The following is a 14680-nucleotide window of genomic DNA, read 5'->3' as shown; positions in this document are numbered from 1 at the left end:
TCCTCCTCACACAACAGGATATATGCATCTTCCCTTTTCCTTGAAGGAAACTATGTTATTCAACGTTTTTTGAAGGATTCTCATGATTGCTTCATGAGTGTTGTACGCATTGTGTGGAGTTACGATTGCATTATCAAACTGGGTGAGGGAAAAACTTTCAATAGCCTTCTTTAAAATTTCAGGAGAAATGTCCTTTTCCCCTCTAAATATGATTAACTCTTCCTCTGTCCAGACCTCTTCTCCTTCAAATGTGTCGAGGGCAACCCCGGAAAGTTTACCGGACTTAAGGGCTTCAATGACTGCTTCTGTTTCAACAACTGCTCCACGGGACGTATTAATTAGGAACGCTCCATCCTTCAAAAGTTTAACGTTCTCCTTGTTTATCAGGTGGTGTGTTGATGGAAGATAGGGAACGTGAAGGGTAACGATATCAGAGGTTTTGAGGAGTTCCTCAAGGGAGACGTATTTAACTTTGAAATCCTTAACTAAACTTTCCCTTGGCTTTACATCGTAGGCCACAACGTTAACATCAAATCCCGATAGAAGCTTTATCAGCCTTGAACCTATTCTCCCCGTTCCAACGATGCCTACCGTTTTTCCCTCAAGGTCATTACCTCTTAAACCTTCCCTTGAGAAAATCCCCCTGCAAACCCTTTCGAGTGTTGGCTTTAACTTTCTAAGAAGTGATAGGATTAAAAGTAGAGTATACTCTGCAACTGTTTCCATTCCGTAATCAGGGACGTTACAGACTCCAATTCCCCTTTCCTTTGCATAGTTAATATCTATGTGGTCAAATCCCGTTGAGCGCGTTGTTATTAGCTTCAAATTTGGAAGGGAATCGATAATCTCCCTTCCCACTCTTGAGTATATAAAGACAGAGAGAACTTCTACATCCCTTATTTCACTAACTTTTCTTTCCGTCAGCGGTTCCCTTTCTAATTTTAAAATTTCAAAATTCTTAGGTTTAAGCTCCCTTTCAATAATAGGAACCTCCCACCCTTCAAGTTCAAAGAAGGCAACCTTCATCTATCCCCTCCCTAATTTTTTCTCTATTTCGTAAACAGCCCTTATAACATCCAAGATGGAGTCAGGGTTTATTGAAATTGTGTCTATACCCTTTTCAACCAAGAACTGTGCAAAGTCAGGGTGGTCTGAGGGAGCCTGACCGCAGATTCCAACTTTCCTTTTGTACTTTTTGCCCTCTTCAATGGCCCTTCCGACCATCCACTTAACGGCCTCATTCCTCTCATCGTAAATGTGGGAGACCAAAGCTGAATCCCTATCAACACCTAACGTAAGCTGGGTCAGGTCGTTTGAACCTATCGAAAAGCCGTCAAAGAACTCTGAAAACTCCTTAAAGAGAATTACGTTCGATGGAATTTCACACATAACGTAAACCTGTAAGCCATCCTCTCCTTTTTTAAGGCCATACTCCTCCATAACCTTCAGAACTTTTTCTCCCTCCTCAGGAGTCCTGCAGAAGGGAACCATAACGGTTACGTTCTTTAACCCAATCTCCTCTCTTACCTTTTTAATTGCCAAGCACTCAAGGCCAAAGGCCTCCTTAAACTCTGGAGAGTAGTACCTTGCTGCCCCCCTCCACCCGAGCATAGGGTTTTCCTCTTTTGGCTCAAAGTACTTTCCACCTAACAGATTTGCATACTCGTTTGATTTAAAGTCTGAAAACCTAACAATGACAGGCTTCGGATAGAAGGCTGCAGCTATCCTTGCTATTCCAAAGGCCAACTTGTCAACGTAGAACTGCTTTTTATCCTTGTAGCCCTTTGTTCTTCTCTCAATTTCCTCAAAAAGTTTCCCATCCTTTTCCCTTATCTCATCAATTTTAATGAGGGCATTGGGGTGGATTCCTATATAGTTGTTTATTATGAACTCCTCCCTTGCAAGGCCTACTCCGTCGTTTGGAAGGAACGATAGGTCAAAGGCGTTCTCGGGGGTTGCAACGTTGAACATTATAGGGGTTTTTGGTTTGGGGAGCTCCCTTAGGTCAACCTCCTTAACCTCATAGTCAACGTGGCCATCGTAAACGTAGCCTACGGCTCCTTCGGCACACGAAACTGTAACCTGCTGGCCCTCCTTTAAAACCTCTGTTGCGTTTTCCGTTCCAACTACTGCAGGGACTCCCAACTCCCTTGCAACAATTGCAGCGTGGCAGGTCCTCCCTCCCCTGTTTGTAACAATTGCAGCAGCCTTTTTCATTATTGGTTCCCAGTCGGGGTCTGTCATATCCGTAACTAAAATGTCTCCTTTTTCAAACCTGTCTGCCTCCTCAACAGACATGAGAATCTTTACCTTCCCCTCTGCAATCTTCTTTCCAACAGCAATTCCGGTTACGAGAACCTTTTTCTTCCTCATTTCTGGAGGTTCTGTTATTCTGTAAACAACTATCTTTGAGTAATCCTTCCTTGAGTGAACAGTTTCAGGCCTTGCCTGAACTATGTAGAGCTTATTGAGTTCTCCATCCTTTGCCCACTCAACGTCCATAGGAGTCCAGCGCCCATTTTTCTCAGAGTAATAGTCCTCTATCTCACAAATCCACCTTGAGAGCGTCAAAACCTCATCGTCCGTTAAACAGAACCTTTCCCTATCGGAAAGTGGAACGGGAACAATCTTTACAGGTTCCTTTTCAGTTTCCCCATAGACCATCTTCTGCTTCTTATCACCCAACTTCTTCTCAATTATTGCTTTGTAGCCCTCCTTTAACGTTGGCTTAAAGACGAGCCACTCGTCGGGAGTAACTGCCCCCCTAACAACCATCTCTCCGAGGCCGTAGGAACCTGTAACCAAAACAACGTCCTTAAATCCACTTTCTGTATCAAGTGAAAATCCTACACCTGAAGAGGCAAGGTCTGAACGAACCATCTTTTGGACGCCAACGGCCAGAGCCACTTTAAAGTGGTCAAAACCAAAGCTCTCCCTGTATGAAATTGCCCTGTCTGTAAAAAGGGATGCAAAGCACTTTTTGATTGAGTTTAATAGGTTATCAACTCCCCTAACGTTTAAGTAAGTTTCCTGCTGACCTGCAAAGGATGCATTTGGAAGGTCCTCAGCTGTAGCAGATGAGCGGACTGCAACGTCGACGGCTTCGGTATCAAACTTTTTTGAGAGCTCCTTGTAGTACTTTACTATCAGCTCCTTTAAATCGTCAGGAAAGCTTCCACTCCTTATCAGCTCCCTTACCTTTTCTCCTCTTCTGTGAAGGTCATCAACATCATTGACGTTTAATCCTTTTAGTGTTTCCTTTATTTTTTCCTGTAAATTGTTATATTTAATAAAGTACCTGTATGCGTTAGCCGTAACTACAAAACCCTCTGGAATGTTAATGCCCTTTGGAGAAAGAGCTTTCATCATTTCACCTAAGGAGGCATTCTTTCCACCTACTATTGGAACGTCCTCGATTCCGACCTCCTCCAGCCAGACTACCAACCTCTCCATCTGCTCCCTCCTTCTTTTTATAGATTTCTCCTATTGTATAAAAAATTTTCTATACATGGAAGTTAGGGATGATTAAAAGATTAAGTCAGGAAACGGTTAGAAGGATTTCCTCGGGACAGATAGCATCGTCTCCTAAAGCTGTCCTTAAAGAGCTCATCGAGAACGCTGTTGATTCGGCTCCAAGGGAGATAAGAGTTGTTATTGATAGTCCTTTTTCCTTTTCCGTTTCCGACGACGGAGTAGGAATTGACTACAGGGAGCTCCCCCTCACGGTTGAAAGGTTTACAACGAGTAAAATCTCGGAATTCAGTGATTTAAATCGTTTAAGAACCTACGGTTTCAGAGGAGAGGCACTCTATGCAATTTCTCAGGTATCGTTTTTAACGATAAAGAGTTCCCCAAGTGGTCAGATAGGTGGAAAGTTGGTCGTAAGGGGTGGAAGGGTTGAAGAGTACTCTCCAATTCCCTACAGGAAGGGGACAACCGTTGAGATTAGGGAGCTCTTTTTCAACACTCCTGTTAGGAGAAAGTCTGTTGGAAGGAAAGGGAAAAGCTCTTTAGAAAACCTTTCAAGAATTTACGCCCTGGCCAATCCCAACGTTACATTTAGAATAAACGATAAGTTCCTCCCTGCATCATCCCTTGAAGAGAGAGTCCTTCAGGTCTTTGGAAAGAGTTGGGATTTTCTAAAGGTGGAGGGTAAACTTGTAAAGGTTTTCTTTAATAGGGAGAAAAAGGGAATAAAGCAAGTTTTTGTAAACAGGAGACCTGTGGGGCTCCCACAGGCTGAAAAGTTACTTTTGGATTTGGGAATTAAGAGTTTCATCCTCTTTATAGAGGTTCCCCCAGATTTGGTTGACCCGAACGTTACACCGACTAAGGAGAGAGTTCTCATAGAGAGCGATGAGTACTTGAAGGAGTTGGAGGAGCTCCTGTCGGTTCAGATTAAACTCCCAAAGTTCCACGTTGTAAGGGAGGAAAGGGAGATAGAGTACAGGTCTCCAATCAAAATTATCGGCTCTGACGGGACAGTTCTAATAGCCCACGATGCAGAGAACTACTACTTTTTTGACCTCCACCTAATTCACGAGAGGGTTAACTACGAGGAGCTCCTTGAGAAATTGAGAAAGGGAGAAGTAAGAAAAGTCTCTCTCTCAAAACCTCTTGATTTGGACAAGGGGCTTTTAGAAAAACTCAAGGATTTGGGAATCGGTTTTGAGGAGAATGGAGAGAGGCTACTTGTTTATGAAATTCCAGAAATTCTATCTATTGAGGATATCCTCAATTTAAAAAATTCATCCCCTGAAACTGTTGCAGCTGTTGCCTGTAGGAGGGCCGTTAAATCCGGGTACAGAATAGTTAATTTGGAGGAAATGGAGGAGCTCTTTAATAGATACCTTCTATGTAAGGATAGGGAATTCTGTCCCCACGGAAGGCCGATATACTATAAAATGAAAAAACAGAAGGTATACTCCCAGTTGGGGAGGAAACTAAAGCTTTAGAGGAAATTTTGAGGGAGGAGATAAAGAGAGAGATAATCGCCGGTTTTACAACCTTTTTTACAATGGCCTACATACTCGTTGTAAATCCGGCAATTCTCTCTGACGCTGGAGTTCCAAAGAATGGAGCCATATTTGCAACTGCAGTATCCTCATTTATCGCTACTCTTTTGATGGGAGTTTATGCTGGCCTTCCATTTGCACTTGCTCCCGGAATGGGATTGAACGCCTACTTCGCCTACACGGTGTGTGGACAAATGGGGGTAAGCTGGAAGACTGCCCTGACTGCCGTCTTTTTCGAAGGAATCATCTTTCTAATAATGGCTCTTTTTGGAGCAAGAAGGGCAATATTTAGAGCTCTCCCAAAGTCACTTGCATACGGTATCTCCTCAGGAATCGGGGTATTTATAGCATTTATAGGTCTCAAGAATGCTGGAATAGTTGAGAGCTCAAAGGAAACCCTTGTAAAGTTGGGAGACATCTCTTCCCCTCCTGCCCTAATAACGTTGATAACTGTTATTTTCATAGGAGTTTTAGAGAGGAAAAGGGTGAAGGGAAGCCTTCTGTTGGGAATTGTTTTTGCCGTTCTTCTGGCAGTTCCCTTTGGACTTGTTCATAAACCGGAATCAGTTTTTGGAATCCCAAAACCCACTGCAGCCCTTCAACTTGACTTCTCCCACATATTTTCATACTCGATAGTCCCTGTCATAGTTGCTTTTCTGTTGGTTGACGTTTTTGACACTGTGGGAACTCTCTCAGCCCTTTCCGTCAGAATGGGTATACCACTAAGTGATGAAAAATTGGGAAGAGCCCTAACCAGCGATGCCGTTGGAACAACCGTTGGAGCTCTCTTAGGAACATCTACCGTAACCACCTATGTTGAAAGCGCAAGTGGTATTGCAGCAGGAGGAAGAACCGGTTTAACTGCTGTAATCGTATCACTACTCTTCCTAACGTCTTTAATCTTCTACCCCTTAATCTCTATTGTTCCTGTCTTTGCTACATCTCCAGTCCTTATCTACGTTGGCTACTTTATGATAGAACCTCTCAGAAAAGTGGAATGGTCGGATTTGACCGAATCACTTCCTGCCTTTATAACCTTTTTAGGTATTCCCCTTACTTACAGCATATCTGACGGAATGGGATTAGGTTTCATCACCTACACTTTTCTTAAACTCCTAACGGGAAGATTGCAAGATTTGAATCCAGTTTTAATTTTATTAACACTTATCTTTTTAATTAAATTCTCCCTGTAAAGGAGGAATCTATGAACTGGAACAGCATAAAAACCACTCTTTTATTGGGACTTTTAACGGGTATTCTACTTCTCTTTGGAAAGGTTTTAGGCGGTAACGCCGGAATGGTAGTTGCCCTGATTTTTGCTGCCATCATGAACTTTGGTAGCTGGTACTTCTCGGACAAAATTGTACTCTCCATGTATGGAGTGAAGCTCTTAGATGAGGAGGAAGCTCCTTGGCTTCACCAGACTGTTGAGAAACTTGCAAGAAATGCAGGAATTCCAAAGCCAAAAGTTGGAATTGCTCCTATGGATGTTCCCAACGCTTTTGCAACGGGTAGAAATCCCGAACACGGAGTTGTCGTTGTTACACCAAAGATTGTGGAGCTCCTAAACGAAGATGAGCTTGAGGGAGTTCTTGCCCATGAAATTTCCCATATAAAGAATAGAGATACTCTCATTCAGGCAGTTGCGGCTACAATTGCAGGTGCAATAACAATGCTTGCAAACATGGCCCAGTGGTTTCTCTTTTTTAGGAGCTCCGATGATGAAGAAGGAGGTTGGGCAGAAGTTATAGGTCTTATTCTCCTCGTAATCTTAGCTCCAATAGCTGCAGCAATCATTCAGATGGCAATATCGAGGGCAAGGGAATACAAGGCCGATGAGACGGGAGGAATAATCTCAGGAAAGCCTGAAGCTCTTGCAAGTGCCCTCAGAAAACTTGAGGAGTACGCCCACAGAATTCCTGAGGAACTTGTTAAGAGGGAAGTAAATCCTGCAACAAGCCACCTCTTTATTGTCAATCCGCTGAAAGGAGATGCAATAGCTGCCCTGTTTTCAACTCACCCGCCGACAGAAAAGAGAATAGCAAGGCTCTTAGAGCTTGCAAAGAAGCTCTTTGGTAGAATTAGGGAAATTTACTGGAGATTTGCGGAGTAATAAATTTTATGAGAGGGCGGTGGGAGTTCTTCAAGGAGTACATCAAAGGGTGTGCTAAAACAAACCTAACCCACCGCTTCGACCTCTCCTCCATTTCCATCTTCTTTGGAAGGTGGATCCCCTTTGCTTTCGCCGTTGGAATAGTTACAGGTTCGCTTGCTTCCTTAATGGACGTTGTAATAATAAACTTAAACGAATTTCTCACAAAGAATTCTATTCTGGTGCTTTTGTATCCATTAATTGTCTCTATAGTAGTGGGATATGCACTTCAGATTGACCCAGTAATTGGTGGGCCTGGTATAGGTTACTCGATTCTTCACCTTAAAACAAAAGCATATTTAAGAGTAAAGACAGTACTTCTTAAATTCCTAACTTCAACACTTGTCCTTTCGGGAGGGTTTATAGCAGGAAGGGAAGGTCCCTCCTTCTTCATAGGAGTAGCTGTTGGAGAGTGGTTTGGAAAAGCCTACGGACTTGGAAGAAAGTACAAGCAGCTAGTCGGGCTTATAGGAGGAGGGGCTTTTACAGGAGCCCTTCTTAAAGCTCCTTTAGGTAGTGCTATCTTTGCAATGGAACTTGAAGATATGTACAACTTTGACTATAGACCATTTGTTCCGATGATAATTGCCTCTATCGTAAGTTACCTTACCTTTTCATTTTTTAGGGGAGAACAGGCATTTATCCACTTGGTAAAGCTTCCCGAATGGGATTTAAAGACAATTCCTTACATAGTTGCAATGGGACTTGTAATCAGTTTTATCATTTACATTTACACATTTCTCTTCCATACATCAACGTGTACTTCAAAATTTTGCGATATAAAGGAAAGACCGGTAATAGGAACTGCCCTTTCACTGCCATTCCTTCTTTTTCTCTTTTTAGTAACGAACGATACAGATTTTCTATCAACGCCAGCCCATATGGGTGTAGTTTCAAAACTTGCTCAAGACCTATTTCCCATATGGATAGATGTACTACTTATTGTTTGTGTTTTAATAATAACAAGTTTTACATTGGGATTCGGAATTCCCGGCGGTCTTGTCCTTCCAAACCTTCTAATAGGTGCTGCAGTCGGAAACATGTTTGGCCACCTCTTTCCAAGTCAGATAGTTACGTTTACTTTGGCGGGAATGGGAGCAGCTCTTGCTGCAGGAGCTAAAACTCCACTTGCGGCAATTGTAATGATTACAGAAATGACCCATGCAGACGTTGTTATACCAATGACTGCAGCAATAATTACAAGCTACACAACGAGCTTCGGCTTTAGTCTCTATTTAGGTCAGGAGATTAAAGTAAAACCTATGGAAATTAGAAGGAAGAGTGAATGAGCTTTTTAAAGGACAGAAGAATTGTTTTGGGAATAACGGGAAGTATTGCTGCCTATAAATCTCCCTTAATTTTGAGAGAGCTCCAAAAAAGGGGAGCTCTCGTTAGAGTAGCCATAACTCCCTACGGAGAAAGATTTGTGTCAAAACTTACATTGGAGGTCCTATCGGGGTATAGCGTTTACTCTGAGGTTGTTCCAGAGAGCTCCCCAGAAATTAGACATACGAGCCTCTCTCAATGGGGGGAGCTTCTTTTAATAGCACCTGCAACTGCAAATACGATTGCAAAAATAGCCTGTGGAATTGCGGACACTCCTGTTACAGATTTAGCTCTGTGCTTTGGAAGGGGTATTATCTGCCCCGCAATGAACGTAAGGATGTACGAAAACTCACTAACTCAAGAAAACCTAAAAAAGTTAAAACAGTTTGGATGGGAGATTGTTGAACCCCAATCTGGATACCTTGCCTGTAAGGAGGAGGGAAAGGGAAGGCTTGCAGAGATTGAGGATATTGTCGAATGTGCTGAATACTGGTTCATTCCAAAATTACTAAGGGGAAAAAGAGTTGTAGTAACTGCTGGACCAACGAGGGAGTACATTGACCCTGTAAGGTTCATCTCAAATCCATCAAGTGGAAAGATGGGATACGCAATTGCTAAAGTAGCTAAGGGAATGGGAGCTGACGTTTTTTTAGTTTCGGGAAAGACCTGTCTAAGACCCCCTTACGGAGTTAAGAAAATTGAGGTTGAAACTGTTAACGAGATGAAGGATGCCGTTTTAAGCCTTGTTAAGGATGCAGACGTATACATTTCAGCAGCAGCGATAGGGGACTACACCCCTTTAAAGAAGTCAAGGGAGAAAATAAAAAAGGGAGAGGGTGAAATAATTCTAAGATTGAAGAGAACACCTGATATTCTAAAGTTGGTCGGGAAGAACAAGAAAAAGGGGCAGATAGTTGTAGGATTTGCGGCAGAAACGGAGAATTTAAAGGAAAATGCTCTAAAGAAAATAAAAACAAAAAACCTTGATGCTATAGTTGTAAACTATGTAAAAAGTGGTGTTTTCGGAGGGGATAAGAACGACGTACTATTCATTAGTAGTAAAGGGGAGGAAAGAGCGTTTTCAGGAACTAAAGAGGAGGTTGCTTTTAAAATCCTTCAAGAAATCTCTAAACTCTTGTAGTAATGTGGACTTAGCAGTTGACAGGTTATAAATTTATTAATTGAAAGTTAGTAAGTCCTAAATTAGGAGGAGAGAGATGAGAGTTGCAATACCCGTTGAAACAAATGAGGAGGAAAACTCTGTGGTTTGTGAACACTTTGGAAGAACTCCTTACTTTGCCTATGTTGATATTGATGAAAATGGAAACTACTCTGTAACTGTTGAGGAAAATCCGCTCATAGAACATACAGAGGGAGCTCTTCCAGAACTTCTGAAGAATAAGGGAGTTGATTTAATAGTAGCCTCTCGAATGGGACAAAAGGCTCAGGCCTTTTTCAACCAGTGGGGAATAAAGGTCGTTTTAGGAGCTCATGGAAGAGTTGCAGATGTTGTCAGAGAGCTTAAGGAGGTAATCGGTTGATAATTTCCGTTTCTGGTGGTAAGGGTGGAACTGGTAAGTCAACCGTTTCAACCAATTTAGCTCTTTTGTTAAAAGAATTTGCTCTTGTCGATTTGGACGTTGAAGCACCAAACGACTACATCCTACTCAACGAAGAGCTCTACAGAGGAATTCCTGTTAAGAACTTTAAGCCACGTTTTAATCACACCTACTGTACTGGATGTGGAGAGTGTGCGAGGGTCTGCAACGACAACGCCATAATAATGACAAAGGAAAATAGACCTGTTCTCTTAGAGGAGCTCTGCTCCGGCTGTACTGCCTGTAAACTTGTCTGTCCAGCGGATGGTGCAATAGAGGAAGATTTCAAAACGGTAGGATTTATCTATTTAAACGAAACAAAGTACGGATTTCCCCTCGTAACTGGCTCCCTAATAGAGGGAGAGGAGAGAACCTACAGGGTTGTTCTTGAAACGAGAAAATTTGCAATGGAAAGGTTTAAGAATTTAATCTTTGACACCGCCGCTGGAGCTGGAAACTCAACATTTAAATCCTTGGAGAATTCAGACCTCGTTGTTGCAGTTACAGAACCTACACCCTTTGGAGCGAGGGATTTATCAAAAACCCTCGAAATAACAAAGCACCTACGAATACCTACCGTTATTGTTATTAACAAGAGTGGAGTAGGAGATAAAAGACCAATCCTGGAACTTTCAAAAAAGTACGGAGCTCCCATTGTTGGAGAAATTCCGTACAGTGAGAACATTGTTAAAAGTTACTTCTTTAAAAAACCAGTAGTTACTGAGAATCTTCCTGAGGCAGAAGTATTTCATCAAATTAAGGAGAAAATTTTAGGAGTTGTTAGATGCAGATAGCAGTAGCAAGCGGAAAGGGAGGAGTGGGTAAATCCTCCATAACCTCCTCACTCTCTCTTCTATTTTCAAAGGGGAGCAAAATTACGGTAGTCGATGCAGATGCAGATACACCAAACCTTGAAATTCTCTTAAACGTGAAGGAGTGGAAAGAAAAAACGCCTCTAAAGGGGGAAAGAGTTGCAGAAATAGACCCGCAGAAGTGTACAGGATGCGGTATATGTTCTCTCCACTGTCCTTACGAGTGTATATATCCGGAGGAAAACTACTTTAAAGTTGAGGAAGTTCTGTGTGAGGGATGTAACGTCTGCTCAATTGTCTGTCCGGAGAAGGACGTTATTTCATTTAAACCCTCCATTCCAGGTTACGTTAAGTGGGGAGTAACACGTTACGGATTCAACTTAGTTATGGCGGAGCTCCTTCCGGGAAGACCAAACTCCGGTAAGCTCGTTTTTGAGGCAAAGAAAAAGGCATCTGAGCTTAATTCAGATATTGTTTTAATAGACTCGGCGGCAGGAATCGGCTGTTCCGTAATAGCAAGTTTAAACGGAAGCGATTTAGCCGTTGTTGTTGTTGAACCAACCGATGCTTCACTTTCCGATGCAAAAAGATTACTTAAAATAGTAAGCCAATTCAAGATAAGGGCTGTAGGAATTATTAATAAGTTTGACATCAATCCAGATTTCTCTGACAGGATAGAAAAGGAATTGGAAAGTGAGGAGGTTCCTGTTATTGGAAAACTACCCTACGACAAGTCTGTTGTAGAGTCTATTGTAAAGGGAAAGCCTCCAGTGGAGACTTTCCCCGATTCTCCATTTTCCCGTTCTATGTTAGAAATTTTTGGGAATTTAAAGAACTTCGTTTAACTTTTTTAAGTTTTCCTTGATTTCAACCTCTATTCCTGCAGTTTTGAGTGCCGACTCTGCGTGAGGGCCTACGTTTTTTCTGATAATTACCTTATCAACTCCTAAATCAACTGCAAACTGAGCGGCCTTTACACCTGCTCCACCTGAAGCGGAAGCTCCGGGATTTTCAAAAAATTCAACCTTTTCATTCTCCACAACGGCAAAGTAGGGAGCTCTACCAAACTCCTTTGAAACCTCGGCATCTTCCTTTTTCTCTAAAACCGGTACTAAGACCTTCATTTCTCCTCCTGAGTTAGTATTTACTAATTAATTTAAATCTAAAATACAAATTAATCAAGTGACCTAAAGACTTCCCAAATCGAGATAGCAGCAGATACGGATACGTTTAATGAGGGAGTCTTTCCAACTGTAGGAATTGTTAGAACCCTTTTACTGATTGAAAGTAACTCCTCAGAGATACCCTTCCCCTCAGAGCCTAAAATGAGAGAGAGGGGTTTCTCAAATGAAACCTTCCTTATATCCTCACCTCCCGTTTCAACGGAGTAAACACTCCCACCCATTGAAATGAATCTTTCAAGGGAATCTTTGAGGTTGGAGCTCCTTGTAACCTTTAAGTGAAAAATTGCCCCCGATGATGCCTTAACAACTACCCGATTTATAGGAGACGAACCCTTTGAAGGAAGTAGTATTCCAACACCTCCAAAGGATTCAACGGTTCTTGCTATTGTTCCAACGTTCTGAGGCTCAGTTACACCGTCCAAAACAACAAAGAATGAATTTTTCCTGAATGTTTCATTAAAGAGCTCCTCCTCTCCAGCGTACCTTATTGGAGATAGAATGGCTACAATACCCTGGTTTTTCCTCGTTCCCGATAGCTTTTCTAACTGCTCCCTCTTTGTCCATTGAAACCTTATCCCTTTCTCCTTCAGTAGATTCAAAAACTCCGGAGTGAAAAATTTACCGTGCTGAAGGTAGACTTTCTCAATTTCCCTTCCTGACTTAAGTGCTTCCTCAACGGCATTCTTTCCATGAACTACGAGCTCCTCCAAGTTTCCTCCCAAGTAAATAAGGAATAAGTTTCTTTACACTAATTTAGATTTAGATTAGGAGTGATGTAATGGAAATTAGAAACGTTGCAGTAATTGCCCACGTTGACCACGGTAAAACAACTTTAGTTGACCAGATGTTAAAGCAAAGCGGAACTTTAAAGGAGTTAGTTGAGGAGAGAGTTCTCGATTCAAACGAGCTTGAGAGGGAAAGGGGAATAACAATTCTGTCCAAAAATACGGCCATTCTTTATAAGAACTACAAGATAAACATAATCGATACACCCGGACATGCCGACTTTGGCGGTGAAGTTGAAAGGGTCTTAAAGATGGTTGATGGAGTCCTTCTTTTAGTTGATGCCCAGGAAGGGGTAATGCCCCAAACGAAGTTCGTTGTAAAGAAAGCCCTTGAAGCGGGTTTAAAGCCAATAGTGGTTTTAAATAAGGTTGATAAGCCAGCGGCTGAGCCCGATAGAGTTATTGACGAGGTTTTTGACCTCTTTGTGAGTTTTGAGGCAACAGATGAGCAGTTGGACTTTCCAGTAATCTACACCTCTGCCAAATTGGGATTTGCAAGGTATGATTTAGAGGACAAAAATGGGGATTTAACTCCCCTCTTTGAAACAATAGTAAAGCACACTCCTCCACCTTCAGGTTCAAAGGAAGAGCCGCTTCAGATGCAAATTTTCACGCTGGATTACGATAACTACGTTGGTAGGATAGGAATAGCAAGAATTTTTAACGGTGAGGCTAAAAGGGGAGACGAGGTTGTTTTGGTAGAGCAGAAAACAGGAAACGTTCAAAAGGGAAGAATAACGAAGCTCTTTACGTTTAAAGGGCTCGAGAGATTAGAGGTGGATAGAGCTCCCGCAGGTGACATTGTGGCGGTTGCAGGATTTGAGGACGTTGAAATTGGCGATACCATTGCCTCCCCTGAAAATCCCGTTCCCCTTCCTCCTCTTCACATCGAAGAGCCTACGATAAGCGTTTTCATCAGCGTAAACGACTCTCCCCTTGCCGGAACTGAAGGAGAGCACGTAACTGCAACAAAGCTTAAAAACAGGTTGCAGAAGGAAATGAGAACCAACGTTGCCATGAAGTTTGAGGAGATAGGAGAGGGAAAGTTTAAAGTATCGGGAAGGGGGGAACTCCAAATAGCAATTTTGGCGGAAACTTTGAGAAGGGAAGGTTTTGAGTTTTCTATAAGCAGGCCGGAAGTTGTTGTTAAGGAGGAGGAGGGAGAGAAATTGGAGCCCTTTGAACTCCTGGTTGTAGAGGTTCCCGACGAGTATACCGGAGCAGTTATAGAGGAACTTGGAAGGAGAAAGGGAGAACTCCTTTCTATGAATAAGAGTGGGGATGGAAGAACGAGACTTGAGTTTGTAATCCCTTCAAGGGGACTTATAGGATACCGGAGCAAGTTCCTTACAGACACAAAGGGTGAAGGAATAATGGCAAGCTCTTTCCTCGACTTTAGAAAGTTTAGTGGAAAACCATACAGGAGAAAGAACGGAGCCATCGTTTCTGTAGAGAACGGAGAGGCAACTGCTTACTCGCTCGGTTACATTCAGGAGAGAGGGAAGCTCTTTATAAAGCCTGGAGATAAGGTTTACAGGGGGATGGTTATCGGCGAGCACAACAGGGAGGGAGACCTCGATGTTAACCCTGTTAGGGGAAAGAAGCTGACGAACGTCAGGGCTGCAGGAAGTGATGAAAATGTTAAGTTGGCTCCCCCAGTTGAGATGAGCTTAGAGAGAGCTTTAGAGTGGATTGAGGAGGATGAGCTTGTAGAGGTAACTCCGCTGTCAATCAGGATAAGAAAGAAATTCTTGAACCCAAACGATAGGAAGAGATACCAAAAAAGAACAGTATCGTGAACTACCTGA

At 42.5% G+C, this 14680-nt stretch carries 13 protein-coding genes; 9 read left to right on the top strand and 4 right to left on the bottom strand.

Annotation, left to right across the window (positions count from 1 at the left end):
• Window positions 1-6: 6 nt before the first annotated feature.
• Both FN732_RS03315 and ppsA read right to left on the bottom strand, forming a co-directional pair.
• A complete protein-coding gene (locus FN732_RS03315; protein WP_142934692.1) occupies window positions 7-1026 on the bottom strand; it encodes an NAD(P)-dependent oxidoreductase in 1020 nt (339 codons plus the stop codon).
• On the bottom strand, window positions 1027-3453 hold the full coding sequence (ppsA, locus tag FN732_RS03310; protein ID WP_142934690.1) for a phosphoenolpyruvate synthase: 2427 nt from the start codon (window positions 3451-3453) through the stop codon (window positions 1027-1029). It lies immediately after the preceding gene.
• A gap of 68 nt (window positions 3454-3521) precedes the next feature.
• Between ppsA and mutL the strand changes: the two genes are divergently transcribed.
• From mutL to FN732_RS03270, 8 genes are all read left to right on the top strand, one after another.
• Window positions 3522-4955, top strand: coding sequence for a DNA mismatch repair endonuclease MutL (mutL, locus tag FN732_RS03305; RefSeq protein WP_142934688.1), 1434 nt, complete (start codon window positions 3522-3524; stop codon window positions 4953-4955).
• Window positions 4956-4963: 8 nt separating this feature from the next.
• Window positions 4964-6208: an NCS2 family permease gene (locus tag FN732_RS03300; protein WP_246051312.1), complete on the top strand. Its 1245-nt coding sequence runs from the start codon at window positions 4964-4966 to the stop codon at window positions 6206-6208.
• An 11-nt stretch (window positions 6209-6219) separates the two neighbouring features.
• Window positions 6220-7128 carry a zinc metalloprotease HtpX gene (locus tag FN732_RS03295; RefSeq protein WP_142934683.1) on the top strand — a complete coding sequence of 303 codons (909 nt, stop codon included), beginning with the start codon at window positions 6220-6222 and terminating at the stop codon, window positions 7126-7128.
• 8 nt (window positions 7129-7136) lie between these two features.
• Window positions 7137-8456: a chloride channel protein gene (locus FN732_RS03290; RefSeq protein ID WP_185954225.1), complete on the top strand. Its 1320-nt coding sequence runs from the start codon at window positions 7137-7139 to the stop codon at window positions 8454-8456.
• A complete protein-coding gene (gene coaBC / locus FN732_RS03285; protein ID WP_142934679.1) occupies window positions 8453-9634 on the top strand; it encodes a bifunctional phosphopantothenoylcysteine decarboxylase/phosphopantothenate--cysteine ligase CoaBC in 1182 nt (393 codons plus the stop codon). The genes FN732_RS03290 and coaBC overlap by 4 nt, the downstream gene beginning before the upstream one ends.
• Window positions 9635-9710: 76 nt before the next feature.
• Entirely contained in the window at window positions 9711-10034 is a 324-nt protein-coding gene (locus FN732_RS03280; protein WP_142934677.1) for a NifB/NifX family molybdenum-iron cluster-binding protein, read from the top strand.
• Window positions 10031-10885 (top strand): nucleotide-binding protein, encoded by an 855-nt coding sequence (locus FN732_RS03275; protein WP_142934675.1) that lies wholly within the window; start codon window positions 10031-10033, stop codon window positions 10883-10885. Before FN732_RS03280 ends, FN732_RS03275 begins: the two co-directional genes overlap by 4 nt.
• Window positions 10876-11748 carry a P-loop NTPase gene (locus FN732_RS03270; RefSeq protein ID WP_142934673.1) on the top strand — a complete coding sequence of 291 codons (873 nt, stop codon included), beginning with the start codon at window positions 10876-10878 and terminating at the stop codon, window positions 11746-11748. Before FN732_RS03275 ends, FN732_RS03270 begins: the two co-directional genes overlap by 10 nt.
• Here the strand turns inward: FN732_RS03270 and FN732_RS03265 are convergent.
• Complete coding sequence (locus FN732_RS03265; RefSeq protein ID WP_142934671.1) at window positions 11731-12027, bottom strand: NifB/NifX family molybdenum-iron cluster-binding protein; 297 nt, start codon at window positions 12025-12027, stop codon at window positions 11731-11733. The two genes, FN732_RS03270 and FN732_RS03265, sit on opposite strands and share 18 nt — an antisense overlap.
• Before the next feature lie 50 nt (window positions 12028-12077).
• On the bottom strand, window positions 12078-12797 hold the full coding sequence (rlmB, locus tag FN732_RS03260; RefSeq protein WP_142934669.1) for a 23S rRNA (guanosine(2251)-2'-O)-methyltransferase RlmB: 720 nt from the start codon (window positions 12795-12797) through the stop codon (window positions 12078-12080).
• Window positions 12798-12865: 68 nt separating this feature from the next.
• Between rlmB and typA the strand changes: the two genes are divergently transcribed.
• On the top strand, window positions 12866-14671 hold the full coding sequence (gene typA / locus FN732_RS03255) for a translational GTPase TypA (protein WP_142934667.1): 1806 nt from the start codon (window positions 12866-12868) through the stop codon (window positions 14669-14671).
• The last annotated feature ends 9 nt before the right edge of the window (window positions 14672-14680 follow it).

This window comes from Balnearium lithotrophicum, assembly GCF_900182585.1.
Taxonomy (GTDB): domain Bacteria; phylum Aquificota; class Aquificia; order Desulfurobacteriales; family Desulfurobacteriaceae; genus Balnearium; species Balnearium lithotrophicum.
The sequence above is the reverse complement of the archived record's forward strand: the minus strand, read 5'-3'. Positions and strand labels throughout refer to the sequence as shown.

What these genes read in the sequence shown, in the direction of transcription:
- coaBC (WP_142934679.1), top strand. Translation starts at nt 8,453, where the DNA reads ATGAGCTTTTTAAAGGACAGAAGAATTGTTTTGGGAATAACGGGAAGT.
- FN732_RS03315 (WP_142934692.1), bottom strand. Translation starts at nt 1,026, where the DNA reads ATGAAGGTTGCCTTCTTTGAACTTGAAGGGTGGGAGGTTCCTATTATT.
- FN732_RS03295 (WP_142934683.1), top strand. Translation starts at nt 6,220, where the DNA reads ATGAACTGGAACAGCATAAAAACCACTCTTTTATTGGGACTTTTAACG.
- typA (WP_142934667.1), top strand. Translation starts at nt 12,866, where the DNA reads ATGGAAATTAGAAACGTTGCAGTAATTGCCCACGTTGACCACGGTAAA.
- mutL (WP_142934688.1), top strand. Translation starts at nt 3,522, where the DNA reads ATGATTAAAAGATTAAGTCAGGAAACGGTTAGAAGGATTTCCTCGGGA.
- FN732_RS03280 (WP_142934677.1), top strand. Translation starts at nt 9,711, where the DNA reads ATGAGAGTTGCAATACCCGTTGAAACAAATGAGGAGGAAAACTCTGTG.
- FN732_RS03290 (WP_185954225.1), top strand. Translation starts at nt 7,137, where the DNA reads ATGAGAGGGCGGTGGGAGTTCTTCAAGGAGTACATCAAAGGGTGTGCT.
- FN732_RS03265 (WP_142934671.1), bottom strand. Translation starts at nt 12,027, where the DNA reads ATGAAGGTCTTAGTACCGGTTTTAGAGAAAAAGGAAGATGCCGAGGTT.
- FN732_RS03270 (WP_142934673.1), top strand. Translation starts at nt 10,876, where the DNA reads ATGCAGATAGCAGTAGCAAGCGGAAAGGGAGGAGTGGGTAAATCCTCC.
- ppsA (WP_142934690.1), bottom strand. Translation starts at nt 3,453, where the DNA reads ATGGAGAGGTTGGTAGTCTGGCTGGAGGAGGTCGGAATCGAGGACGTT.